Source organism: Caballeronia sp. ATUFL_F1_KS4A (genome assembly GCF_023630905.1).
Classification (GTDB): domain Bacteria; phylum Pseudomonadota; class Gammaproteobacteria; order Burkholderiales; family Burkholderiaceae; genus Caballeronia; species Caballeronia zhejiangensis.
The window spans coordinates 308,592-331,685 of record NZ_JALQEB010000011.1 but is presented as its reverse complement, the minus strand read 5'-3'; the positions used below and the strand labels follow the sequence as shown (position 1 = coordinate 331,685).

Below are 23,094 nucleotides of genomic sequence, written 5' to 3'. Positions count from 1 at the left end.
TCCTCTCAAGTCACCGATGCGCGCTCGGCGAACTCGGGCGCGCGCCAGCTTTCGGTCGCGAGCACGTCGCGCAGGATTTCGACGGCGTCCCATACATCGACGAAACGTGTATAGAGCGGCGTGAAGCCGAAGCGCAAGATGCGCGGTTCGCGATAATCGCCGATCACGCCGCGCGCGATCAGCGCCTGCATCACTTCATAGCCGTTCGGATGCTCGAAGCTCGCCTGCGAGCCGCGTTGCGCGTGATCGCGCGGCGTCGCGAGCGACAGCGGAAAGTCGCCGCAACGTTCCTCGACGAGCTTGATAAACAAGTCCGAAAGCGCCAGCGATTTGCGACGCAGAGCCTGCATGTCGGTTTGCAGGAAAACATCGAGCCCGCATTCGACGAGCGACATCGACACGATCGGCTGCGTGCCGCAAAGAAAACGGCCGATGCCTTCGTCCGGCCGATACACCGGGTTCATTTCGAACGGCTTCTTGTGCCCCCACCAGCCGGAAAGCGGCTGCGAAAACGCGTTCTGATGGCGCTTCGGCACCCAGACGAACGCGGGCGAACCCGGCCCGCCGTTCAAATACTTGTACGTGCAGCCAACGGCGTAATCCGCGCCCACACCGTTCAGATCGACCGGCACCGCGCCCGCCGAATGCGCGAGATCCCAGACCGCGAGCGCGCCCGCGCGATGAATCGTCTGCGTGAGCGCGGCCATGTCGTGCATGTAGCCGGTGCGATAGTTGACGTGCGTAATCATCGCGATGGCGGTGTTTTCGTCAATCGCCGTCGGCAATTCGGAAGGGTCATCGGCGAGACGCAGCTCGTAGCCGCGATCCAGTTGCTCGATCAAGCCCTGCGCGATGTACAGATCGGTCGGAAAGTTCGAACGTTCGGAGACGATCACGCGCCGCTTCGGATCGCGCTCGTTCGCGAGCTTGAGCGCGGCCGACAGGATCTTGAAAAGATTCGCCGAAATCGTATCGGTGACGACGACTTCGTCCTCGCCCGCGCCGATCAGCGGCGCCAGCTTGTTGCCGAGGCGCTTGGGCAGCGCGAACCAGCCGGCCGTGTTCCAGCTGCGGATCAGGCCTTCGCCCCATTCGGCGCCGATCACATCGGCGGCGCGCGCGGCGGCGGCCTTGGGCGGCACGCCGAGCGAGTTGCCGTCGAGATAGATCACGCCGTCGGCGAGCGCGAACTGGTCGCGCAGCGCGCCGAGCGGATCGTCGCGGTCGAGCGCCGCGGCTTCGTCACGATGTTTCATCGAAAAGTCCATAAATTTGAAGATCATCAGGAAAGCGGACGCAGGACGGCGCGAACGGGACTCGCGTCGAGCGTCGAGAATTTGAGCGGCAGGGCGATCAGTTCAAAATCGCCGGGCGCGGCGGCATCGAGCACGAGGCCTTCGAGAATCGCCATGCCGTGCGCGCGGATGCGCTTGTGGGCATCCATCGTCTTCGAGTCTTGCGGATCGAGCGACGGCGTATCGATGCCGATGAGTTTCACGCCTTTTTCTGCCAGCAAGTCGATGGTTTCGGGCGCGACGGCGGCGAACGCGCTGTCCCACGCGTCGAGCGGCGCGTTCGTGTAGGTGCGCAACAAAACGCGCGGCGGACAGTCGGCGAGATGCGCGGCGACGTGCTCGGGCGTCACGAGCGGCGACGCGCCGATGCAGTGCACGACGCGGCACGCACCGATGTACGTGTCGAGCGCGACTTCGCCGATCGGCGCGCCGTGTTCGTCGTAGTGAAGCGGGGCATCGGCATGAGAGCCGGTGTGCGGCGAAAGCGTAAGCCGCGCGACGTTGACGGGCGAGCCCGCCTCCATGCGCCACACGCGCTCGATGCCGACCGGCGTATCGCCCGGCCAGACGGGCGTGGCGGGATTGATCGGTGGAGAAATGTCCAGAAGCGTCATGACGCGCCCTAGCAGAAAGCGTGGAGATGCGTCAAATCATAGTCGTGTCATCTCGAAAAGTGCTTGCGAAATAACCACCCAAAACTGTCGCGCTTAGAACATAATTCGATGAAACGGGCTAGGGGACTCAAAAATGACCGGATTCACGCTCGATGCAACGGATTGCCGAATTCTGGCGGTACTGCAGGAAGATGGACGGATCAGTAACCTGGACCTGGCGGAGCGCATCTCGCTCTCGCCGTCGGCGTGTCTGCGCCGAATGCGGCTGCTGGAAGAGGAAGGGGTGATCGCGAGCTATCGCGCGTGCCTCGACCGCGAGCGGCTTGGCATCGAACTGGAGGCGTTCGTCCACGTTTCGATGCGCAATGACCAGGAAAATTGGCACGAGAAGTTCGCCGCGGCCGTGCGCGAATGGCCCGAAGTGGTCGGCGCGTTCGTCGTCACGGGCGACACGCATTACGTGCTGCGCGTGCTTGCGCATAACCTCAAACACTACTCCGACTTCATTCTCTCGAAGCTCTACAAGGCGCCTGGCGTGATCGACATTCGCTCGAACATCGTGTTGCAGACGATGAAGGACGACGCGGGCGTGCCGGTCGCGCTGATCGAGCAGCCGGGGCGCGGCCACACGGCGTAAGTTATTCGAGCGGTCCGAGCGTGTGAAAAGCGCCCGCCTGGAAGACGAGCGGCGCGACGTCGCTTGCGTCTTCGCGCACGCCGCATCGCTCCACTTCGCCGACGAAGATCACGTGATCGCCTTCGTCGTAGCGGCTGCGATTGTGGCATTCGAACCACGCGAGCGCGCCGTCGAGCACGGGCATGCCGGTATCGCCGGCGGCGTGCGAGACGCCCGCGAAGCGGTCGCCCTTGACGGTCGCGAAGCGCTTGCACAGGTCGATCTGCGACGCCGCGAGCACATTCACCACGTAGTGGCTATTGGCGCGGAACACCGGCATCGACGCCGATTTCGTCGCGAGACTCCACAGCACGAGCGGCGGATTCAGCGACACCGAGTTGAACGAACTCGCGGTGATACCGATCAACTGGCCGGATTCGGTGCGCGTCGTGATGACCGTGACGCCGGTCGCAAACTGGCCGAGCGCGGCGCGAAACGCGGTCGGATCGAAATTCGGGGTTTTGGCGCGTGTCATTCGGCAGATCGGCAGGCAAATGGGCGGTCGAGTGTGTCGTGTGCTACCGAGCCGGCCGCGCGTCGCGCTTCAGTCGGAAGAACCTTTTCAGAAGCCATGTAAAAGCTGGAGATTTGTGTCGATTCTATCGGAATCGGCTGCCGCCGGCCGTCGAATGACCGTACTGCGGCAGCAAGTTCTCTGCCGCACGAGGGCTTTCTGCGCGGCGTGCGCAAACCCAGTAAGCTCGATTCATCGCGCCCGGGCGATTGAATAACCGGCCGGACGCATCCATATGCGTGATCCGCGGCGTGGCCGCATGCACTTGATGAGGAGCTTGCCTTATGACTCAACCCGGACTTGAGACCGCGACACTCGGCGGCGGATGTTTCTGGTGCACCGAAGCCGTGTTTCTCGCGGTGCAGGGCGTGGAGTCGGTCGAATCGGGCTATGCGGGCGGCAAGGTGGTGAATCCGTCGTACGAGCAGGTTTGCAGCGGCGACACCGGTCACGCGGAAGTGGTGAAGGTCGTGTTCGATCCGTCGGTCATCACGTATCGCGAAGTGCTCGAGATCTTCTTCGCGACGCACGATCCGACGCAGCTCAACCGACAAGGCAACGATGTGGGCACGCAGTATCGCTCGGCCGTTTTCACGCATTCGGACGAACAGCGCAAGACGGCGCTCGAAGTCATCGACGAGTTGCAGCGCGAGGATGTCTACGGCGGCAAGATCGTCACGCAAGTCGTGCCGCTCGACGACGATTACTATCCGGCCGAGGCGTATCACCAGAACTACTTCGCGCAGCATCCGAATCAGGGTTATTGCGCGGCGGTCGTCGGGCCGAAGGTCGCGAAGTTTCGCAAGAAGTTCGTGCATCGCCTGAAGGCGTGATGCGCGTCTAGCCGCTAGTCGATCCGCGCGCGTTCGCATTCCTGCGCGATGCCGCGCGCGAGTTCGAAGCAGGTCAGCGGCGCGGAGCCTTCCGCCTTGTTGTTCGCCGCGATCACGACCGGCTGGCCCGCGATCGCATATCGCGCGGCCAGTTCGGCGAGCGCTTGGCGCGTGTCGAGGTCTTCGTCGACGATCTTGTCGAACGGCTCGTACTTCGCTTTCGCCTGCTCGTATTTGAAGCCGCTGTGCAGACTCCAGCGCACGATGAGCGGTCCCATTTTTTCTTCATCGAGCAGCGCGAGCGCTTTCGCCTGACGGCGCACGTCCGGCATGCGCGCATGAACGCCGATGCAATACCGCACGTTCGCGTCACGCAATGCGCGGATAAAGCGCGGCGTGAGCATCGCGGCGTCGCGGATCTCGACGGCGTAGCACGCGTCGCCTTCGAGCGGCGGCAGCGTTTGCAGAAACGCCGACAGCCGCTCGATGAAGCGCGCCGGCTCGACGATCATCGCGTCGGGCAGCGGCGAGAACTGGAACACGAGCGCGCCCGCTTTTTCGCCGAGACCGCCGATGCACGGCGTCACGAACTCGTCGATGGCGATCTGGGCATTCAGGAACGCGGGATTTTCCGCGTCCGGCGTGCCGCGCTCGCCGCGGATGAAGGCATCGGTGACGGATGCGGGCGCTTTCACGATGAAGCGGAAATGCGCGGGCACTTGCGAGGCGTGACGCGCGTAATCGGCGAGCGACAGCGGCGCGTAAAACGACCGGTCGATGGAGACGCTCTTCAGGAGCGGATGCGCGCCATAAGCGGTGAGGCCGTCGCGGGAGAGTTTGGTGTTCGAGTAGTCATCGCCATAAACGATGCCGCGCCAGCCGGGAAACGACCACGTCGATGTGCCGAGATGGATCGCGTCCGGAAGACGCTTCGCGAGGGCTTCGAGTTCGGGTTGCAAGGGCGCGGGAAGGACGCCGCGCGGTTTGGGTTGTCTCGGCGGTTTGGCTGCTTCGATAGAAGCTGGCGCGGACTCGCCGAAAAGATCCAACTCTTGATCCGTCGTGATGGTGACTTCGTGCTTTCGAGGTTCGGCTTCGTTGTTCACACGGTTGTGAGTGTTCATGAGTGGCAAGCCGAAATTCAGAAGAATCGATGCGACTTGAGCGACGATGCGCGAAAGAAGTCGCAGTGTAGCGGATAGAATATCCGAGTGTCCGGGCAGGGAATCCGGGATGAGACAGGAGTATGAGATGGGAACGCGCTACGAACAGGACGTCGTGCTCTGGGCGAAAGAGCAAGCGGCATTGCTGCGCTCGGGGCAGCTCTCGGCTCTGGACATCGAGCATATCGCGGAGGAGATCGAGGACGTGGGTAAGAGTGAACAGCGAGAACTGGTGAGTCGTCTCACTGTGTTGTTAGCCCATTTGCTCGAATGGCAGTATCAGCCAGGGCGGCGTCGCAATAGCTGGAGGCGCACGATCGCAGTGCAACGCAAGGACGTGGCCCTGGTGCTCGATGAAGCGCCGAGCTTGAAAGGCAAGTTCAGCGATTCGGAGTGGTTCGCGTTCGTATGGGAAAAAGCGGTCGTGGCAGCCTCGAACGAAGCCGGTCTGGAAGATTTTCCGGAAAGCTGTCCCTGGTCGATCGAGCAGATCATGGACGGCGAATTCTTGCCCGGATAGTCGAAAAAACAGGCGCGGCACCGGAAAGCGCTGCGCCTGCTTGAATCATCAGCACCTGTCTCAGAGCGCCTTCTCATAGATATACCGCCGCGACCACGGCAGCGTCGTCGCGCTGCGTCCCGCCTTGCGGCAGATCACCTGATAGATCGACACGTCGTCGTTCTCGAACGCATACGCGCAGCCCGCGAGATACACGCGCCAGATGCGGAAATGCTCATCGTCGACGAGCTTCTTCGCTTGCTCCGCGTTGGCCTCGAACCGCTCGGCCCAGATGTCGAGCGTGCGCGCGTAATGCCGCCGCAGGCTTTCGACGTCGATCGCCTCCAGCCCGCCGCGCTGCATGCATTCTAGCGCGAGGCTGATGTGCGGCAGTTCGCCGTCCGGAAACACATACTTGTCGATGAACTCGCCGCCGCCGAGCGATGTCTCGCCGCTGTCGGCATCGGAAGACGTGATGCCGTGGTTCATCGCGACGCCGTCATCGACAAGCAGATCGCGAATCCTCGAGAAGTATTCCGGCAGATTCTTGCGTCCGACGTGCTCGAACATCCCGACGCTCGTGATGCGGTCGAACTGCCCCGGAATATCGCGATAGTCTTGAAGGCGAATTTCGATCCGGTCGGCGAGGCCCGCGGCTTTCACGCGCTCGCTCGCGAGCTTGAACTGATTCTCCGAAAGCGTGACGCCGACGCAATTCGCGCCGAACTTCTGCGCCGCGCGGATCACGAGCGCGCCCCAGCCGCAGCCGATATCGAGCAGGCGCTGGCCCGGCTGCAACTGGATCTTCGTGAGAATGTGGTCGATCTTCTTCAACTGCGCGGTGTCGATGTCTTCGTCGCCATTCTCGAAGTAGGCGCAGGAATACACCATGTTCTTGTCGAGCCAGAGCTGATAAAACTCGTTCGACACATCGTAGTGGTACTGAATGGCTTTCTTGTCCGACGTCTTCGAATGATTGAAGTAGCGTCGCACGCGGGCGAGCTTGCTCGCGCTCGTCACCGTGCTTTTCGCGAGCGAGTAGCCGATGTTGATGATGTCGGACAGCTTGCCTTCGATGTCGATCTTGCCCTTCACATAGGCTTCGCCGAGATTGTCGAGACTCGGTTCGAGCAGATAGGGCAGCGCGGTCGCGCTCTTTACGTGCAACGTCACCTGAGGCGCGGCGAACTGGCCGAAATCGTGCTGCTGGCCATCCCATAGCACGAGACGCGCGGGCAAATTGGCCCGCGCGCGCACTTCCTCAACCCACTGCGTCAGCTTCTTCTCCCAGAACATGCTTGTTTCTCCGCGCTAAAGAAAATCAAGGTGAAGGCTCGCGCCTTCATGTTCGTTGCCGTTGCGATCTCGGTTGCTGCCAATGCCCGCGTTTTATTGACTTACGGCGCGAGTCTCATGATTTGCCACGGACCGCCCGCGCCGTCCCGCGTGTACACGATGCGGTCGTGCAGGCGCGACGGGCGTCCCTGCCAGAATTCGACGGTGTCCGGCACGAGGCGATATCCGCCCCAGTGCGGCGGGCGCGGCGGCGCGTCGCCGTACTTCGCGATCATCTCGCGCTCGCGCGCTTCCAGCGCCTCGCGGCTTTCGAGCGGCTGACTCTGATCCGATGCCCACGCGCCGATGCGCGAGCCGAGCGGACGCGACGCGTAATACACATCGCTCTCCTCATCGCTCGCCTTTTCGACGCGGCCCTCGATGCGCACCTGACGCTCGAGCTCGATCCAGTGGAACAGCAGGCTCGCGGCCGGATTCGCGGCGAGTTCGCGGCCCTTGCGGCTATCGTAATTGGTAAAAAAAACAAATCCGCGTTCGTCGACGCCCTTGATGAGCACGATGCGCGCGGACGGACGGCCCTGGTCATCGACGGTCGCAAGCGTCATCGCATTCGGTTCGGGCAGCTTCGCATCGAGCGCCTGGGTGAACCAGGTTTGAAACTGGCTTATCGGATTCGGGTCGACGTCGGATACATCGAGCGCGCCGCGCGAATAGTTTTTGCGAAGGTCTGCGAGGGTCGTCATTTTTTATGCAAGCGCTACAGTCGCGTCAGTATAGCCAAGGTGAAACGATCTTGCCCTGATTACCCATGCCCGCACCGCGTGCCGGGAGCGCGGCAGTCGCGGCTATCACGTTCATGGTTTCGATAAGGCAGAATACGCAATTCGACCGCATTTTGCATGATCGAACTACCACGTTCGCGAACTCGATAGCCGTCTGTAAGCGTTGCTTGACGCCGCACAACGTGCGGTGCATTTCGGCAGCTTTTAGTTTGCTTTCAATGCATCCGATTTCATCCATCCGCACGACATGAACGCTTCATCCGAAACCACTGCGACGCCCAGCGTCCACGAACTCGCGGATCGCGACCGGCGCTTCGGCGGCATCATGCGCCTCTACGGCGCGCCTGCGCTCGCCGCGTTCGAGCGGGCGCATGTCGCCGTGATCGGCATCGGCGGCGTGGGTTCGTGGGTTGCCGAGGCGCTTGCGCGCAGTGCTGTCGGCCGGCTTACGCTGATCGATCTCGATAACGTCGCCGAAAGCAATACGAATCGTCAGATTCACGCGCTCGACGGCAACTACGGCAAGGCGAAAGTCACGGCGATGGCCGAGCGCATCAAACTGATCGATCCGGCGTGCGACGTGCGGCAGATCGAAGACTTCGTGGAGCCGGGCAATTTCGATGAAACGCTCGGCGGCGGTTTCGACTATGTGATCGACGCGATCGACAGCGTGCGTACGAAAACGGCGCTCATCGCGTGGTGCGTGGCGCGCAAGCAGGCGCTCATCACGGTCGGCGGCGCGGGCGGGCAGCTCGATCCGACGCGCATTCGCATCGACGATCTCGCGCTCACGATTCAGGATCCGCTGCTCTCGAAAGTGCGCGGCCAGTTGCGCAAGCTGCACGGTTTTCCGCGCGGACCGAAGGCGCGATTCAAGGTGAGCGCGGTGTATTCGGACGAGCCGCTGATCTATCCCGAAGCGCCCGCGTGCGACATCAGCGAAGGCGCCGAACATCTCGAAACCGGCGCGAATTACGCGGGGCCCGTCGGGCTGAATTGCGCGGGCTTCGGTTCGAGCGTGTGCGTGACGGCGAGCTTCGGCTTCGCGGCGGCCGCGCATGTCTTGCGCGAATTGGCGAAGCGCGCCGCCTGAAACGAAAATGGCCAGCTTCGATAGCTGGCCATTTTTTCATCCAAAGCCGGCGATCGATCGACGATCAGTTGATCGCCGCGCTTAACTTGCGCCGCCACTGCGAAACGAGATCCGGCTGATTCGCGGCGAGTTCGAACACCGACAGCATCGTCTTGCGGCCGACGTCGTCCATGAAGGCGCGGTCGCGCACGACGATCGCAAGCAGATGTTCCAGCGCGCCAGCGTAATCGCGGCCCGCGATCAGCCGATTGGCCAGGGCGAAGCGCGCATCGAGATCGTCTGGATTCGCGTTCACGGCGTCGATGAGCGCGTCGGCGGGCGGCAGATCGGCGGCTGCATCGGCGGCGTCGAGCTCGGTCTTCAACGCGTTGTAGCGCGCGTCGATGCCTTGCGTCGTCTTCGGCGACAACAGCTTGTCCTCTTCCTTCGCTTCGTCGATGCGGCGTTCCGCAATCAGCCATTCGATCAGATCGAGACGCGCGTCCTCGTAACCGGGATCGAGCGCGAGCGCGGCCTTGATGGTGTCGATCGCGAGCTGGCGATCGCCCGCGGCCCACGCGCTCTGCGCGGCGCGGCGCTCGGCATCGGCGCCGGCGGGCACGAGACGGTCGATGAACTCGCGCAACTGGCCTTCCGGCAGCACGCCGATGAACTGATCGACCGGCCGTCCTTCCGCGAACGCAATGACGTGCGGAATGCTGCGCACCTGGAAATGCGCGGCGAGTTCCTGATTCTCGTCGACGTTCACCTTGACGAGATTCCAGGCGCCCGCCGCTTCGACTTCGAGCTTCTCGAGCATCGGGCCGAGCGTCTTGCACGGGCCGCACCAGGGCGCCCAGAAATCGACGAGCACGGGCGCGAGCATCGACGCGTTGATGACATCTTTCTCGAATGTGGCGAGGGTCGTATCCATGCGTTTTCTCCTAATGCTTTCGGTCGATCCCGATTACGTGGGGACGACACAGCCGGTTCTCAAGCGCGTCAGGCTTCGGGCGCGCGATTCTCGCGGCGCTGCGGCGGCAGCGGAATGAACTCGGTCTCGCCGGGCACGTGGCCCATGCGCTGCTCGCTCCAGGCGATCTTGGCCGCGTCGATCTTCTCGCGCGAACTCGACACGAAATTCCATTCGATGAAGCGCGCGCCGTCGAGCGGCGCGCCGCCGAGCAGCATCGTGACCGCGCCGTTCGCGCTCGTCAGCTTCGCGTCGGCGCCGGGCGCGAGCACGGCCATCTGCTGTTCGGGCAGCGGTTCGCCGTCGATCGACAAATCGCCGCTCACGAGATACACGCCGCGCTCCTCGTGCTCCGTATCGAGCGTGATCGCGCTGCCGGGCGTGAACTGCGCGGCGACATAAAGCGTCGGCGAAAACGTGCGCGTGGGCGCTTTCGCGCCGAACGCCGTGCCCGCGATGATGCGCAGCGTGACGCCGTCGCGCTCGATCTGCGGCAACGCCGCCGCTGCGTGATGCTCGAATGCCGGCTCGATGTCCTCGCTCGCGGCGGGCATCGCGACCCACGTCTGGATGCCGTGCATCGTCTGGCCGGATGCGCGTTCCTCGTCGGGCGTGCGCTCGGAATGGACGATGCCGCGGCCCGCGGTCATCCAGTTGACGTCGCCGGGAACGATCTTCTGCACGGAGCCGACGCTATCGCGATGCATGATCGCGCCGTCGAACAGATACGTGACCGTCGCGAGCCCGATATGCGGATGCGGACGCACGTCGAGGCCGTTTCCGGGCACGAGCGTTGCGGGACCGATATGGTCGAAAAAGATGAAGGGTCCGACGGTGCGCGCCGCGAGGGCGGGCAGCACGCGCCGCACCATGAGGCCGCCGACGTCATGTTGGTGTGGCTTCAGCAATGCGCGGATCGTCGAAGGCATGGCGGGTTCCGGAAGGAAGATCGCGCGCCGGAATGGCGCGTGGATCAGCCGATTCTACCGGCCGATGCCGCGCGGCGCAGGCGTTGCCGCCGAGACTTTCGTTTTTTTGGTGCCGCGTGGGTTCCAGGCACGCGGCTTCGCGCAACTTTCGCAACGTGACAATTTGGATAGGGAGTCGAAATGAGCAAGAACAAGCTTTTGATCGCCATCACCGCTGGCCTTTTCACCGCCACCGCCGCAACGGGCGCGTTCGCGCAGACCTCGTCGGGCAATTCGTCTGCGGCGATGGGCAACGACACCGCCGGCGCCACCACCGATAATTCGGCCGCGACCACGCCGAAGAAGCACAAGACGCACAAGCACACGACGAAATCGACGGCGACCAAGAAGACGCCGGCCGTCGAAACCGGCAACGACGCGGGCACGGAATCCGGCCAGACAAAGTAAGCGCCGTTTCGCATCACCGCAGCCAAAGCGCTCGCGCCTTTCACGAGGCGCGGGCGCTTTTTGCGTGCATCGTCATGCCGCGCAGGATTTGACAAGCCTGCCGCCGCGCCCTCGGCTACACTTTACGGCTCGCCAACGACGCACATGACACAAGGAAGAGGGCGATGTCGCCAAAGGATTTGCTGATCGCATCGGTGGTCATTCTCGCGTGGGGCGTGAATTTCGTCGTCATCAAGCTGGGACTGCACGGTGTTCCGCCGATGCTGCTCGGCGCGCTGCGCTTCGCGCTCGCCGCCGTGCCCGCGATCTTCGTCAAGCGCCCGCAGATACCGCTGCGCTGGCTCTTTGCCTACGGCCTCACCATTTCTCTCGGGCAGTTCGCGCTGCTTTTCTACGGCATGTACGTGGGCATGCCCGCCGGTCTCGCGTCGCTCGTGCTGCAGGCGCAAGCATTCTTCACGCTCATCTTCGCGTCGATGTTCCTCGGCGAGCGCATCCGCGCGGCGAACGTCGCCGGCCTGCTGATCGCGGCGGCGGGGCTTGCGCTCATCGGCATGCGCGGCGGTCACGCGATGACCGTCACCGGCTTTCTCTTCACGCTCGCCGCCGCCGCGATGTGGGCGCTCGGCAATATCGTGACGAAGCGCATGGGCAAGGTCGATCTGCTCTCGCTCGTGGTGTGGGGCAGCCTGATTCCGCCGCTGCCGTTCCTCGCGCTCTCGCTCATCTTCGAAGGCCCGGCGCGCATCGAATCCAGTCTCGCGACGATTCCGCTCATCTCGATCTTCGCGATTCTCTATCTTTCGTTCATCGCGACGATCGTCGGCTATAGCTTGTGGGGAAAGTTGCTCGCGCGCTATCCGGCGGGAAGCGTCGCGCCGTTCTCGCTGCTCGTCCCGGTGATAGGGCTGGCGTCGGCGGCGCTGTTTCTCGGCGAGGGTTTGAATTCGGCGCAGGTGGCGGGCGCGGCGCTCGTGATGGCGGGACTCGTGGTGAACGTATTCGGCGCGCGGCTCGTTCAGCGCATTCTGCCGGCGCGCTGAACGAAACCCGGCCGGATTTTCACGTCATGCGGCTCTTCGCGAGCGGCGGATTCGCCGCGAAATAGCGCTTGATGCCCTTCATGATCGCGTTGGCCATCTTGTCGCGATAGGCGTCGTCGTTCAGGCGCGTTTCCTCGTCCGGATTGCTGATGAACGCGGTCTCAACGAGAATCGACGGAATGTCCGGCGCCTTCAGCACGGCGAAACCCGCCTGTTCGACCGAACCTTTGTGCAGCTTGTTGATGCCGCCGATTTCGTTCAGCACGAAGCTGCCGTAGCGCATCGAATCGCGGATCTGCGCGGTCGTCGACATATCGAAGAGCGCGCGGTTCACGCTCGCGTCCTGCGACTTCACGTTGATGCCGCCGACCTGATCCGACGAGTTTTCCTTGTTCGCCATCCAGCGCGCAGCCGCGCTCGACGCGCCATGCTCCGACAGCGCGAACACCGACGATCCACGCGCTTCGGGCGACGTGAAGGCATCGGCGTGAATCGACACGAAAAGATCGGCGGAAACGCGCTGCGCCTTTTGCACGCGCACGTTGAGCGGCACGAAGAAGTCGGCGTCGCGGGTCATCATCGCGCGCATGTTGGGCTGGGCGTCGATCTTCGCGCGCAGCTTCTTCGCGATGTCGAGCGCGATGTGCTTCTCGTACGTGCCCTGGCCGCCGATCGCGCCCGGATCTTCGCCGCCGTGACCGGGATCGATCGCGACGGTGAGCAGGCGCGTCGTGCCGGCGCCTTGCTTGGGCGTGGAGAACGCGTAGGCGTCGTTGTCGTCGTCCTTCTTCGCGATGACGGGCGGCGGCGCCGGCACGCGCGGCTTGACCGCCGGTTTCGGCGGCGTTTCGGCGGGCGTTTCGTTCTGCGCGTACTTTTGGAAGAACTCGTCGGTGGAATCGGGCGTCGTCGGTTTCTGCGCGGTCGCCGGCCCGGAAAGCGTCGCGGGCGGCGGCGCGGACGGATTCGGATTGGCGCGGTCGAGCGCTTCCTGCTTGCGCTCGGTCTGCGCGAGCAGTTCCATCAGCGGATCGGGTGCGACGGCCGGATACAGATCGAACACGAGCCGGTATTTGTAGCTGCCGATCGGCCCGAGCGTGAACACCTGCGGCTTCACCGATCCTTTCAGATCGAACACCATGCGCACGACATGCGGCTGATATTGCCCGATGCGCACCGCCTGAATCTGCGGATCGTTCGGCGTGATCTTCGAGACGAGATCGCGCAGTGCCTGATCGAGATCGATGCCGGAGAGATCGACCACGAGCCGGTCCGGCCCCTGCAATAGCTGATTGGCGTTCTGAAGCGGCTGGTCCGATTCGATCGTCACGCGGGTGTAGTCGCGCGCGGGCCACACGCGCACGCCGAGCACGCTGCTCGCATGCGCGAGCTTCGGTCCGACGAGCGCGAGCACGAGCGTCGAAGCGCCTGCGCGCAACACCTGACGGCGACGCCAGTTGTGCGGCGCTTGGGCAGCCGATTCGATCGAATGAAATGGCTTGATCAACATCTTTCGAGACATGACTTTCCTGTTTCGCTAAATGCCCGCGCGGTCAGCACGCGGCCTTCATCGTTCGACGTTCCTTCGTCCGGCAGAGACAGCGCAAACACGAGATCCGGCACGCCGAGCAGGCCACCCGCCTGTTGCGGCCATTCGACGAGGCACACCGCGCCCGCATCGAAATATTCGCGAAAGCCGGCATCGGCCCATTCGGCCGGATCGGCGAAGCGATAGAGATCGAAGTGATAAACGTCGAGCGGACCGCTTTCGGTGACGAGCGAATACGGCTCGACGAGCGTGTAAGTCGGGCTCTTCACGCGGCCGACGTGGCCGAGCGCGCGCAAGGTCGCGCGCACGAGCGTGGTCTTGCCCGCGCCGAGATCACCGATCAACTGGACTTGCAGACCGTGAAAACGTTCAGACGAAGCGTGCGATATGGACAGACGCGTAGCGTCGATGGCGCGCGCGAAGCGTTCTCCGAAAGCGAGCGTCGCGGCTTCGTCGCGCAGGTCGAAGCGGCGTTCGAGAAGCGCGGCGGATAAGTCTTGCGTCGTTCGTGCGGGGCTTTCGGGCATTGCTCGTAAAATGTCGTGATGAACCGATTGCCGGAACATTCCGTTGAAATCACGACAGCGTCCAGCGACGCCGCCGCTGAATCCGATTCAGAGTCTCGCGTCTTCGATCTCGATGAAAACGCGCTGGCAGAACTCGCGCAGCGCATCAAGACATGGGGGCGCGAGTTGGGGTTCGGTGCGGTCGGCATCAGCGATATCGACCTGACGGATGCCGAGAAGGGCCTGACTGATTGGCTCGAAGCAGGCTATCACGGCGAAATGGATTATATGGCCAAACATGGGATGAAACGCGCAAGACCGGCCGAGCTTGTGGCCGGCACGCGACGTGTCATCACCGCGCGCATGGCCTATCTTCCTGCGGAAACGCTCGCGAAAAAGGGCGATGAAAGTGTCGCGACAGCCGACGGTCAGAAGAACGACTGGCGCGCGATCGAATGGTCGCGGCTCGCGAAGCCGTCGCAGGCGATGGTCTCCATCTACGCACGCGGGCGCGACTATCACAAGGTCATGCGCAATCGCCTGCAGCAGCTGGCGGAGCGCATCGAGCGCGAGATCGGGCCGTTCGGGCATCGCGCGTTCACGGATTCAGCGCCGGTGCTCGAAGTCGCGCTCGCGCAGAAAGCGGGCGCCGGCTGGCGCGGCAAGCATACGTTGCTGCTCGATCGCGACGCCGGATCGCTGTTCTTTCTCGGCGAAATTTTCGTCGATGTCCCGTTGCCCGTCGATCCGCATCCCGAGCACGAAGGCGCGCATTGCGGGCAGTGCACGCGCTGCATCGGCGCGTGTCCGACGGGCGCGATCGTGGCGCCGTATCGCGTCGACGCGCGGCGCTGCATCTCGTATCTGACGATCGAACTGCACGGCAGCATTCCCGAGGAGATGCGTCCGCTGATCGGCAATCGCGTGTATGGATGCGACGATTGTCAGCTCGTCTGTCCGTGGAACAAGTTCGCGCAGGCCGCGCCGGTCGCGGATTTCGACGTGCGCCACGGACTCGATCGCGCGACGCTCGTCGAGCTGTTCGCATGGAGCGCGGCGGATTTCGACACGCGCATGCAGGGCAGCGCGATCCGGCGCATTGGGCATGAGCGCTGGCTGCGCAATATCGCGGTCGCGATGGGCAATGCGTTGCGCGATCCGTCGCTCGATGCGGAAGAACGCGAAGCGATCGTCGATGCATTGCGCGCGCGTGCGGACGATTCCTCGGCGTTGGTGCGCGAGCATGTGCTGTGGGCGCTCGATCAAGGGACAAGAACGTGAAGGCATTCGATGCCGTGATCGACGCGCCGTTCGGCAAGGTCGGCATTCGCGCCGATGCGCAATGCGTGCGCGAGATCGTCTATCTGCCGGACGATGTCGGCAGCATTGAGCCTGAAACGCCGCTCGCCAAGGAAGCCGCCGCGCAGATCCGCGCGTATTTTCAGACGCCTTCGATGCGCTTCGACCTACCGCTCGCGCTTCGCGGCACCGCGTTTCAGCAGCGCGTATGGCGCGGCATCTCGGGCATCGCGGCGGGCCAAGTCTGGACCTATGGCCAGCTCGCGCGCGAGATCGGCAGCGTGCCGCGCGCGGTCGGGCAGGCGTGCGGCTCCAATCCGCTGCCGATCGTGATACCGTGCCACCGGGTAGTGGCCTCGGGCGGGATCGGCGGTTTCGCGCATCATCCCGGCGAAGGTTTTTATCGCAACGTGAAGCGCTGGCTGCTGGCGCATGAAGGTGTATCCATCGCATGACGAGCGCAACGACTGAAGCAATACAAGCACCGGGACTCGTCGCGAGTCAGGACGCGATCGATCTCTTTTGCGATGCGCTCTGGCTCGAACACGGCCTCGCCAAGAACTCGCTCGAAGCGTACCGGCGCGACCTCAAACTCTTCGCGGAATGGCTCGGCAAGACGCGCGGCGCGTCGATCGATGCCGCCGTCGAAGCCGACATGAACGGCTACATGGCCGCGCGCCGCGGCGACAAGGCGACGTCCGCGAACCGGCGTCTGTCGGTCTTTCGGCGCTATTACGCGTGGGCGTTGCGCGAGCATCGCGTGTCCGCCGATCCGACGCTCAAGCTGCGCTCGGCCAAGCAGCCGCCGCGCTTTCCGTCGACGCTCAACGAGTCGCAAGTCGAAGCGCTGCTCGGCGCACCCGACATCGAAACGCCGCTCGGCTTGCGCGACCGCACGATGCTCGAACTGATGTACGCGAGCGGCCTGCGCGTGACCGAGCTCGTCACGCTGAAGACGGTCGAAGTCGGCCTGAACGAAGGCGTCGTGCGCGTGATGGGCAAAGGCTCGAAAGAACGCCTGATTCCGTTCGGCGAAACGGCGCACGACTGGCTCGAACGCTATCTGCGCGATGCGCGTCAGGTGCTGCTCGGCGCGCGCTCCGCCGATGCGCTCTTCGTCACCGCGCGCGGCGAAGGCATGACGCGCCAGCAGTTCTGGAACATCATCAAGCGTCATGCGCTGAACGGCGGCGTGCACGCGCCGCTCTCGCCGCACACGCTGCGGCACGCGTTCGCGACGCATCTGCTCAATCACGGCGCGGACTTGCGTGTCGTGCAATTGCTGCTCGGTCACTCGGACATTTCCACGACGCAGATCTACACGCACGTCGCGCGCGAGCGGCTGCAGAAGCTGCATCGGGAGCATCATCCGCGCGGATAGCGTCATCTGCGAACGATCGTGCCACGGCCGCGTTGCGCTGCATACTCGGCCGAATGGCCGATGGTGAGCGCCACGGCGCGCCGCTACAATGCGTGGCATGTCGAAAGCCAAACACGTGTCCGAAACGCCCGCGACGCAATTCCTGCGTCGTCACAAGGTTGAATTCGGCGAGCATCCTTACGATTACGTCGAGCACGGCGGCACGGAGGAATCCGCGCGTCAGCTCGGCGTGGACGAACATATCGTCGTCAAGACGCTCGTCATGGAAGACGAGCACGCGAAGCCGCTGATCGTCCTCATGCACGGCGATCGCACGGTATCCACGAAGAATCTCGCGCGTCAGATTGGCGCGAAGCGCGTCGAACCCTGCAAGCCCGAAGTGGCGAACCGGCATTCGGGGTTTCTCGTGGGCGGCACGTCGCCGTTCGGCACGAAAAAAGCGATGCCGGTGTACGTCGAATCGAGCATTCTCGAACTCGATCGCATCTATCTGAACGGCGGGCGGCGAGGGTATCTCGTGAGCATCGATCCGAGCGTGCTGACCGAGTTGCTGGGCGCGAAACCCGTGCAGTGCGCGAGCGTCGATTAGAATGCGTTCCGCTCTCGCCATAACCGAAAAGACACCATGATTTTTCTGCTCGTCGCCGTCGCGTCCTATCTGATCGGATCGATTTCGTTTGCCGTCGTCGTGAGTCACGCGATGGGACTGGCCGATCCGCGCTCGTACGGCTCGGGCAATCCCGGCGCGACGAACGTGCTGCGCACCGGCAACAAGAAGGCTGCGATCCTGACGCTGATCGGCGATGCGTTCAAGGGCTGGCTGCCCGTGTGGATCGTCGCGCACTTCGGCGCGAGCTTCGGCTGGGATCAAACGGGCATCAACACGGCGACGGCGCTCGCGGCCATCGCCGTGTTCCTCGGGCATCTGTACCCGGTTTTCTTCAAGTTCCAGGGCGGCAAGGGCGTCGCGACGGCGGCGGGCGTGCTGCTCGCGATTCATCCGGCGCTCGGTATCGCGACGCTGCTCACGTGGCTCATCATCGCGTTCTTCTTCCGCTATTCGTCGCTCGCGGCGCTCGTCGCGGCCGTGTTCGCACCGTTCTTTCAGGTGTTTCTGTTCGGGCCGAGCCGCATCTCGCTCGCCGTGCTGGCGATGAGCCTGCTGCTCATCTGGCGGCATCGCGCGAATATTTCGAAGCTGCTGGCCGGCAAGGAAAGCCGCATCGGCGAGAAAAAGAAGGTCGCCGAATAATGCAAAAAGCCGTTGCGGCGCAAACCGGAACGGCTTTTTCGTTTCTGAAGCAATCAGGAATCAGTCGCGGAAGTTGTTGAAGTCGAGCGGCGTGTCCGTGACTTCCTTCTTGAGCAGCGCGATGGCGCTTTGCAGGTCGTCACGCTTCGCGCCTTGCACGCGCACCGCGTCGCCCTGAATGCTCGCCTGAACCTTGATCTTGCTGTCCTTCACGATCTTGACGATCTTCTTCGCCAGATCGCCCGAGACGCCTTTTTTCACCGTGACGACTTGCTTCAACTTGTCGCCGCCGATTTTCTCCTGCTTGCCGTAGTCGAGGAAACGCACGTCGACGCCACGCTTGGCCATCTTGTTCAGCAGAACGTCCTTCACCTGGCCGAGCTTGAAGTCGTCGTCGGCGTAGAGCGTGAGTTCGCGCTCCTTCTGCTCGACGCGTGAATCCGAACCCTTGAAGTCGAAGCGCGTCGAGATTTCCTTGTTCGATTGCTCGATCGCGTTCTTCACTTCGATCATGTTTGCTTCGCTGACGACGTCAAACGATGGCATCTGTCTTTCTCCTTCATTGAGGCGACGAGCGCGCCGGGCAGGCGTGGCTCGCGCAATCGCTATAATCACGGACCTGTCGTCATTCTACCGACGCGCTTCGTTCATGTCGCTCCAGCTCCTCTCCGGTTTCTCTCTGCTCGCCCACAACACGTTCGGCTTCGACGCGCGCGCGCGTCACGCGATGCGTATCGATTCCGTCGATGCGGCCGCCGCGCTCGCCACCGATGCGCGCATCGCAAACATGCCGCAACTCGTGCTCGGCGGCGGCAGCAATATCGTGCTGACGCGCGATTTCGACGGCGTCGCGCTGATCGTCGGCATTCGCGGCAAACGCGTGATCGGCGAAGACGACGATGCGTGGCTCGTCGAAGCCGGCGCGGGCGAGAACTGGCACGATTTCGTCGCGTGGACGCTCGCGCAGGGCATGCCGGGGCTCGAAAACCTCGCGCTGATTCCCGGCACGGTCGGCGCGGCGCCGATTCAGAACATCGGCGCGTACGGGCTGGAAATGGGCGAGCGCTTCGAGCGGCTGACGGCGGTAGAACTCGCGACCGGCGCACGCGCGGAATTCGATCGCGCCGCGTGCGCCTTCGGTTATCGCGACAGCTTCTTCAAGCGGGCAGGGCGCGGGCGCTTCATGATTACGTCGGTCACGTTCCGGCTGCCGAAAGCGTGGACGCCGCGCGCGGATTACGCCGACGTCGCCCGCGCGCTCGACGGCGCCGCGACGCCGGATGCGCAAGCCATTTTCGATGCGGTCGTCGCCGTGCGCCGCGCCAAGCTGCCCGACTGGACCGCGCTCGGCAACGCGGGCAGCTTCTTCAAGAATCCGGTCGTGAGTGCGCAGGCGTTCGAGGCGCTCAAGCAGCGCGAACCGGGCGTCGTTTCGTACCCGCAAGCCGACGGGCAAGTGAAGCTCGCGGCGGGCTGGCTGATCGACCAGTGCGGATGGAAAGGGCGCGGCATCGGCGGCGCGGCGGTGCACGATCGTCAGGCGCTCGTGCTCGTGAATCGCGGCGGCGCGACGGGCGCGCAGGTGCTCGAACTCGCCGAAGCCATCAGGCGCGACGTGCTGGCACGTTTCAATGTCGAACTGGAGATGGAGCCGGTGCGCGTCTGAAAACGAAAAAACCCGCCGCGGCGGGTTTTTTCTCGAGCCTGATTCCAACGAAAGATCAGTCCCCGCGCTGACGGCGCGCGTTCTCCGCGATACGCATGCGCAGTGCGTTCAGCTTGATGAAGCCGCCGGCATCGGCCTGGTTGTAGGCGCCGCCGTCGTCATCGAACGTCGCGATGGTCTTGTCGAACAGCGTTTCCTTCGAATCGCGCGCGACGACCGACACGCTGCCCTTGTAGAGCTTCACGCGCACCCAGCCGTTGACCTTCTCCTGCGTGTGGTCGATCAGCACCTGCAGCGCGCGGCGCTCCGGGCTCCACCAGTAGCCGTTGTAGATCAGCGATGCGTAACGCGGCATCAGATCGTCCTTGAGGTGCGCCACTTCGCGGTCGAGGGTGATCGACTCGATACCCCGATGCGCCTTCAGCATGATCGTGCCGCCCGGCGTTTCATAGCAGCCGCGCGACTTCATGCCGACGTAACGGTTCTCGACCAGATCCAGACGGCCGATGCCATGCTTGCCGCCGAGACGGTTCAGCTCGGTCAGCATCTCGGCGGGCGACAGGCGCTTGCCGTTCAGCGCGACCGGATCGCCCTTCTCGAATTCGATATCGACATATTCCGCCTGATCCGGCGCCTCTTCCGGCGACACGGTCCAGCGCCACATTTCGGCTTCGGCCTCGGCCTTCGGGTCTTCCAGATGGCGGCCTTCGAACGAGATGTGCAGCAGGTTCGCGTCCATCGAGTAGGGCGCGCCGCCTTGCTTGTGCTTCATTTCGATCGGAATGCCGGCCTTTTCCGCATACGCGAGCAGCTTTTCGCGCGAGAGCAGGTCCCATTCGCGCCACGGCGCGATCACCTTGATGCCGGGTTCGAGCGAGTAGTAACCGAGCTCGAAGCGCACCTGATCGTTGCCCTTGCCGGTCGCGCCGTGCGAGACGGCCTGCGCGCCGGTCGCGCGCGCGATCTCGATCTGACGTTTCGCGATCAGCGGACGCGCGATCGACGTGCCGAGCAGATACTCGCCTTCGTAGATGGTGTTCGCGCGGAACATCGGGAACACGAAATCGCGGACGAACTCTTCACGCAGGTCTTCGATGAAGATGTTTTCCTGCTTGATGCCGAGCTGGAGCGCCTTCTTGCGCGCGGGCTCCAGCTCCTCGCCCTGACCGATGTCGGCGGTGAAGGTCACGACTTCGGCGTCGTAGTTGTCCTGCAACCATTTCAGGATGACGGAGGTGTCGAGACCGCCCGAATAGGCGAGCACGACTTTCTTGATATCGCTCATGGTGAACTCGTGTGCGGAAAAGCCGGTGCGGCGGTTGTGCGCCGCTTCGCGTCCGCCGGGCGCGCGACGGGCATGAAGTGCGCGGAAAAACTACTATTCTGACATTAAAAAGCCGCGCCTCCGCAAATTTGGGATGCGCGGCGAATCGGCAGCGCAGATTCGCTCAGTGATTCAGCTTGCCGAGCAGGAGATACTCCATCAGCGCCTTCTGCACGTGCAGACGGTTCTCCGCCTCGTCCCATACGACGCTTTGCGGACCGTCGATGACTTCCGCGCTCACTTCCTCGCCGCGATGCGCGGGCAGGCAGTGCATGAAGAGCGCATCGGGATGGGCACGCGCCATCATCTCGGCATCGACGCAGTAGTCGGCGAACGCCTTCATGCGCGCTTCGTTCTCGGCTTCGTAGCCCATGCTGGTCCAGACGTCCGTCGTGACGAGATCGGCGCCGGCGCAGGCTTCGTTCGGATCGTCGAATTCTTGAAAAAACGGCTTGCTTTCCTCGGCAACCAGCGCGGGATCGAGCTTGTAGCCGAGCGGCGTGGAGAGGCGCAGTTTGAAGCCGAGAATCTGCGCCGCTTCGATCCACGTGTACAGCATGTTGTTCGCGTCCCCGACCCACGCGACGGTCTTGCCGGAAATCGGACCGCGATGCTCGTAGAACGTGAAGATGTCCGCGAGCACCTGACACGGGTGATATTCGTTGGTCAGCCCGTTGATGACCGGCACGCGCGAGCTTTCCGCAAAACGCCGGATGATGTCCTGGCCGAACGTGCGGATCATGATGATGTCCACCATGCGCGAGATGACCTGCGCCGAATCCTCGATCGGCTCGCCGCGGCCGAGTTGCGTATCACGCGTGTTCATGAACACCGCATGGCCGCCGAGCTGGAAAATGCCCGCTTCGAACGAAAGGCGCGTGCGCGTCGAGCTCTTCTCGAAGATCATCGCGAGCGTGCGATCGTGCAGCGGATGATAAGTCTCGTAGTTCTTGAACTTGCGCTTCAGGATGCGCGCGCGTTCGAGCACGTACTCATAGTCGTCGAGGGAAAAATCCTTGAACTGAAGATAGTGGCGAATTTTCTTGGCGGTCATGAAACGCAAGCGGCGGCTTCGAACCGGCCGCCGCGCGTGAGCGTCGAGGCCGGACGGCGCCGCCGTCGGGAGTGAGTATCGCTTTTGAGCATAAAGGATTTTGCGATGTTTGACGAGGCTGGCCAAAAGGACGAGGATGCGCGCGCAGGCCCGTCTCACGGCCTCGGGCTGTCCCTGATGGACGCATCCCATGTCTGTGTGCGCTGCGGAAAACAGGCCGCTGCGGTATAATCACGCTCGCTCGTTTCAACAGTTCTGCAACATTCAGCACCGTTTCACGCGCTTCTGCGGCGAAGGGTTCGCAAGAATCCGGTCGGCGTGACTTTGCGCGTTCCGATTTCGCGGTGGATTGCCCAGTGCTGTCGAGTCCGCCATTTCCTGTCGCGGGCGCGGACGATTCCGCCAGAATCGACCCGCGCAAGACCGCCCGGCGCTTTTCGCTAGCCGGCTCCTGCGGTTCCTGCGTCAGGCATGTGCGTTCCGGTGCGCGTCACCGGCCGTCAAAAGGTATTGCTACATGGCTGAATCATCCCCTACCGAGTACTTCATTCAAGGCATCACCAAGAGCGGGAGGAAATTTCGGCCGAGCGACTGGTCCGAGCGTCTCGCCGGCGTGATGTCGGGCTTCGGCCCAAAGGCGAAAGGGCCCAACGCCCGCCTGCAATATTCCATCTACGTGCGTCCGACGATGATCGGCGACATCAAGGTCGTGATTGTCGATTCCCGCCTGCGCGACATCGAACCGATGGCATTCGACTTCGTTCTGAACTTCGCAAAAGACAATGATCTGGTCGTGACCGAGGCGTGCGAATTGCCGCCGCATCACGGCACGCAGACGCAGCAGCCTCAGTCCTGACCTCCGCGCGACGAAAGCCACAGACGAAAGCCACAGACGAAAAGCGACAGACGCAAAAAAGCCCGCCGAAG

General features: G+C 63.2%; 26 protein-coding genes. 13 read left to right on the top strand and 13 right to left on the bottom strand.

Annotated features, from left to right (window positions below; all coding sequences use genetic code 11):
- Window positions 1-5: 5 nt before the first annotated feature.
- The gene (kynU, locus tag NCS03_RS11455; protein ID WP_250529182.1) at window positions 6-1,256 is read right to left on the bottom strand and encodes a kynureninase; all 1,251 of its coding nucleotides are present in this window, start codon (window positions 1,254-1,256) and stop codon (window positions 6-8) included.
- A gap of 26 nt (window positions 1,257-1,282) precedes the next feature.
- On the bottom strand, window positions 1,283-1,909 hold the full coding sequence (kynB, locus tag NCS03_RS11450) for an arylformamidase (protein ID WP_034471554.1): 627 nt from the start codon (window positions 1,907-1,909) through the stop codon (window positions 1,283-1,285).
- A gap of 133 nt (window positions 1,910-2,042) precedes the next feature.
- Between kynB and NCS03_RS11445 the strand changes: the two genes are divergently transcribed.
- Complete coding sequence (locus tag NCS03_RS11445) at window positions 2,043-2,546, top strand: Lrp/AsnC family transcriptional regulator (RefSeq protein WP_008342772.1); 504 nt, start codon at window positions 2,043-2,045, stop codon at window positions 2,544-2,546.
- A gap of 1 nt (window position 2,547) precedes the next feature.
- On the opposite strand, the gene NCS03_RS11440 is transcribed toward NCS03_RS11445, so the two are convergent.
- Window positions 2,548-3,060: a flavin reductase family protein gene (locus NCS03_RS11440; RefSeq protein WP_239295111.1), complete on the bottom strand. Its 513-nt coding sequence runs from the start codon at window positions 3,058-3,060 to the stop codon at window positions 2,548-2,550.
- A 323-nt stretch (window positions 3,061-3,383) separates the two neighbouring features.
- Here NCS03_RS11440 and msrA point away from each other — a divergent pair, with 323 nt between their 5' ends.
- Window positions 3,384-3,932 (top strand): peptide-methionine (S)-S-oxide reductase MsrA, encoded by a 549-nt coding sequence (gene msrA, locus NCS03_RS11435; protein WP_008342768.1) that lies wholly within the window; start codon window positions 3,384-3,386, stop codon window positions 3,930-3,932.
- Between the two features lie 14 nt (window positions 3,933-3,946).
- On the opposite strand, the gene NCS03_RS11430 is transcribed toward msrA, so the two are convergent.
- Window positions 3,947-5,056 carry a DUF72 domain-containing protein gene (locus NCS03_RS11430; RefSeq protein ID WP_250529181.1) on the bottom strand — a complete coding sequence of 370 codons (1,110 nt, stop codon included), beginning with the start codon at window positions 5,054-5,056 and terminating at the stop codon, window positions 3,947-3,949.
- A 127-nt stretch (window positions 5,057-5,183) separates the two neighbouring features.
- On the opposite strand from NCS03_RS11430, the gene NCS03_RS11425 reads away from it, so the two are divergent.
- The gene (locus tag NCS03_RS11425; protein ID WP_250529180.1) at window positions 5,184-5,615 is read left to right on the top strand and encodes a DUF29 domain-containing protein; all 432 of its coding nucleotides are present in this window, start codon (window positions 5,184-5,186) and stop codon (window positions 5,613-5,615) included.
- A 60-nt stretch (window positions 5,616-5,675) separates the two neighbouring features.
- Here the strand turns inward: NCS03_RS11425 and NCS03_RS11420 are convergent, their stop codons facing one another.
- Both NCS03_RS11420 and pdxH read right to left on the bottom strand, forming a co-directional pair.
- Entirely contained in the window at window positions 5,676-6,890 is a 1,215-nt protein-coding gene (locus tag NCS03_RS11420; protein WP_250529179.1) for a class I SAM-dependent methyltransferase, read from the bottom strand.
- A 101-nt stretch (window positions 6,891-6,991) separates the two neighbouring features.
- Window positions 6,992-7,633, bottom strand: coding sequence for a pyridoxamine 5'-phosphate oxidase (gene pdxH, locus NCS03_RS11415; protein ID WP_250529178.1), 642 nt, complete (start codon window positions 7,631-7,633; stop codon window positions 6,992-6,994).
- 286 nt (window positions 7,634-7,919) lie between these two features.
- Here pdxH and NCS03_RS11410 point away from each other — a divergent pair, with 286 nt between their 5' ends.
- Window positions 7,920-8,765 carry a tRNA threonylcarbamoyladenosine dehydratase gene (locus NCS03_RS11410; RefSeq protein WP_250529177.1) on the top strand — a complete coding sequence of 282 codons (846 nt, stop codon included), beginning with the start codon at window positions 7,920-7,922 and terminating at the stop codon, window positions 8,763-8,765.
- Between the two features lie 64 nt (window positions 8,766-8,829).
- Here the strand turns inward: NCS03_RS11410 and trxA are convergent, their stop codons facing one another.
- Window positions 8,830-9,678, bottom strand: a complete 849-nt coding sequence (trxA, locus tag NCS03_RS11405) for a thioredoxin (protein ID WP_175980465.1) — start codon at window positions 9,676-9,678, stop codon at window positions 8,830-8,832.
- Window positions 9,679-9,746: 68 nt separating this feature from the next.
- Entirely contained in the window at window positions 9,747-10,646 is a 900-nt protein-coding gene (locus NCS03_RS11400; protein ID WP_239295106.1) for a pirin family protein, read from the bottom strand.
- Between the two features lie 180 nt (window positions 10,647-10,826).
- Here NCS03_RS11400 and NCS03_RS11395 point away from each other — a divergent pair, with 180 nt between their 5' ends.
- Together NCS03_RS11395 and NCS03_RS11390 are read left to right on the top strand one after the other, a co-directional pair.
- A complete protein-coding gene (locus NCS03_RS11395; RefSeq protein ID WP_175980463.1) occupies window positions 10,827-11,093 on the top strand; it encodes a hypothetical protein in 267 nt (88 codons plus the stop codon).
- A 164-nt stretch (window positions 11,094-11,257) separates the two neighbouring features.
- Window positions 11,258-12,136 carry an EamA family transporter gene (locus tag NCS03_RS11390; RefSeq protein WP_239295105.1) on the top strand — a complete coding sequence of 293 codons (879 nt, stop codon included), beginning with the start codon at window positions 11,258-11,260 and terminating at the stop codon, window positions 12,134-12,136.
- Window positions 12,137-12,155: 19 nt separating this feature from the next.
- Here NCS03_RS11390 and NCS03_RS11385 read toward each other — a convergent pair whose 3' ends face one another.
- The gene (locus NCS03_RS11385) at window positions 12,156-13,658 is read right to left on the bottom strand and encodes an N-acetylmuramoyl-L-alanine amidase (protein WP_175980461.1); all 1,503 of its coding nucleotides are present in this window, start codon (window positions 13,656-13,658) and stop codon (window positions 12,156-12,158) included.
- The gene (gene tsaE / locus NCS03_RS11380; RefSeq protein ID WP_250435130.1) at window positions 13,640-14,212 is read right to left on the bottom strand and encodes a tRNA (adenosine(37)-N6)-threonylcarbamoyltransferase complex ATPase subunit type 1 TsaE; all 573 of its coding nucleotides are present in this window, start codon (window positions 14,210-14,212) and stop codon (window positions 13,640-13,642) included. The genes NCS03_RS11385 and tsaE overlap by 19 nt, the downstream gene beginning before the upstream one ends.
- A gap of 18 nt (window positions 14,213-14,230) precedes the next feature.
- Here tsaE and queG point away from each other — a divergent pair, with 18 nt between their 5' ends.
- From queG to plsY, 5 genes are all read left to right on the top strand, one after another.
- Window positions 14,231-15,472, top strand: coding sequence for a tRNA epoxyqueuosine(34) reductase QueG (gene queG, locus NCS03_RS11375; RefSeq protein ID WP_250529176.1), 1,242 nt, complete (start codon window positions 14,231-14,233; stop codon window positions 15,470-15,472).
- Window positions 15,469-15,945 (top strand): methylated-DNA--[protein]-cysteine S-methyltransferase, encoded by a 477-nt coding sequence (locus NCS03_RS11370; RefSeq protein WP_250440151.1) that lies wholly within the window; start codon window positions 15,469-15,471, stop codon window positions 15,943-15,945. Before queG ends, NCS03_RS11370 begins: the two co-directional genes overlap by 4 nt.
- Entirely contained in the window at window positions 15,942-16,871 is a 930-nt protein-coding gene (gene xerD, locus NCS03_RS11365) for a site-specific tyrosine recombinase XerD (RefSeq protein ID WP_008342745.1), read from the top strand. The genes NCS03_RS11370 and xerD overlap by 4 nt, the downstream gene beginning before the upstream one ends.
- Window positions 16,872-16,968: 97 nt before the next feature.
- The gene (gene ybaK / locus NCS03_RS11360) at window positions 16,969-17,460 is read left to right on the top strand and encodes a Cys-tRNA(Pro) deacylase (RefSeq protein WP_239295102.1); all 492 of its coding nucleotides are present in this window, start codon (window positions 16,969-16,971) and stop codon (window positions 17,458-17,460) included.
- Between the two features lie 36 nt (window positions 17,461-17,496).
- A complete protein-coding gene (gene plsY / locus NCS03_RS11355; RefSeq protein WP_008342743.1) occupies window positions 17,497-18,123 on the top strand; it encodes a glycerol-3-phosphate 1-O-acyltransferase PlsY in 627 nt (208 codons plus the stop codon).
- Window positions 18,124-18,183: 60 nt separating this feature from the next.
- On the opposite strand, the gene NCS03_RS11350 is transcribed toward plsY, so the two are convergent.
- Window positions 18,184-18,669 carry a YajQ family cyclic di-GMP-binding protein gene (locus NCS03_RS11350; protein ID WP_008342740.1) on the bottom strand — a complete coding sequence of 162 codons (486 nt, stop codon included), beginning with the start codon at window positions 18,667-18,669 and terminating at the stop codon, window positions 18,184-18,186.
- A 103-nt stretch (window positions 18,670-18,772) separates the two neighbouring features.
- Between NCS03_RS11350 and murB the strand changes: the two genes are divergently transcribed.
- Window positions 18,773-19,789, top strand: a complete 1,017-nt coding sequence (gene murB, locus NCS03_RS11345; protein ID WP_250479440.1) for a UDP-N-acetylmuramate dehydrogenase — start codon at window positions 18,773-18,775, stop codon at window positions 19,787-19,789.
- A gap of 55 nt (window positions 19,790-19,844) precedes the next feature.
- Here murB and NCS03_RS11340 read toward each other — a convergent pair whose 3' ends face one another.
- On the bottom strand, window positions 19,845-21,074 hold the full coding sequence (locus NCS03_RS11340) for an argininosuccinate synthase (RefSeq protein WP_175980456.1): 1,230 nt from the start codon (window positions 21,072-21,074) through the stop codon (window positions 19,845-19,847).
- Window positions 21,075-21,237: 163 nt separating this feature from the next.
- Window positions 21,238-22,167: an ornithine carbamoyltransferase gene (argF, locus tag NCS03_RS11335; RefSeq protein WP_008342737.1), complete on the bottom strand. Its 930-nt coding sequence runs from the start codon at window positions 22,165-22,167 to the stop codon at window positions 21,238-21,240.
- A gap of 517 nt (window positions 22,168-22,684) precedes the next feature.
- Between argF and NCS03_RS11330 the strand changes: the two genes are divergently transcribed.
- Window positions 22,685-23,023, top strand: a complete 339-nt coding sequence (locus tag NCS03_RS11330; protein ID WP_008342735.1) for a DUF3579 domain-containing protein — start codon at window positions 22,685-22,687, stop codon at window positions 23,021-23,023.
- The last annotated feature ends 71 nt before the right edge of the window (window positions 23,024-23,094 follow it).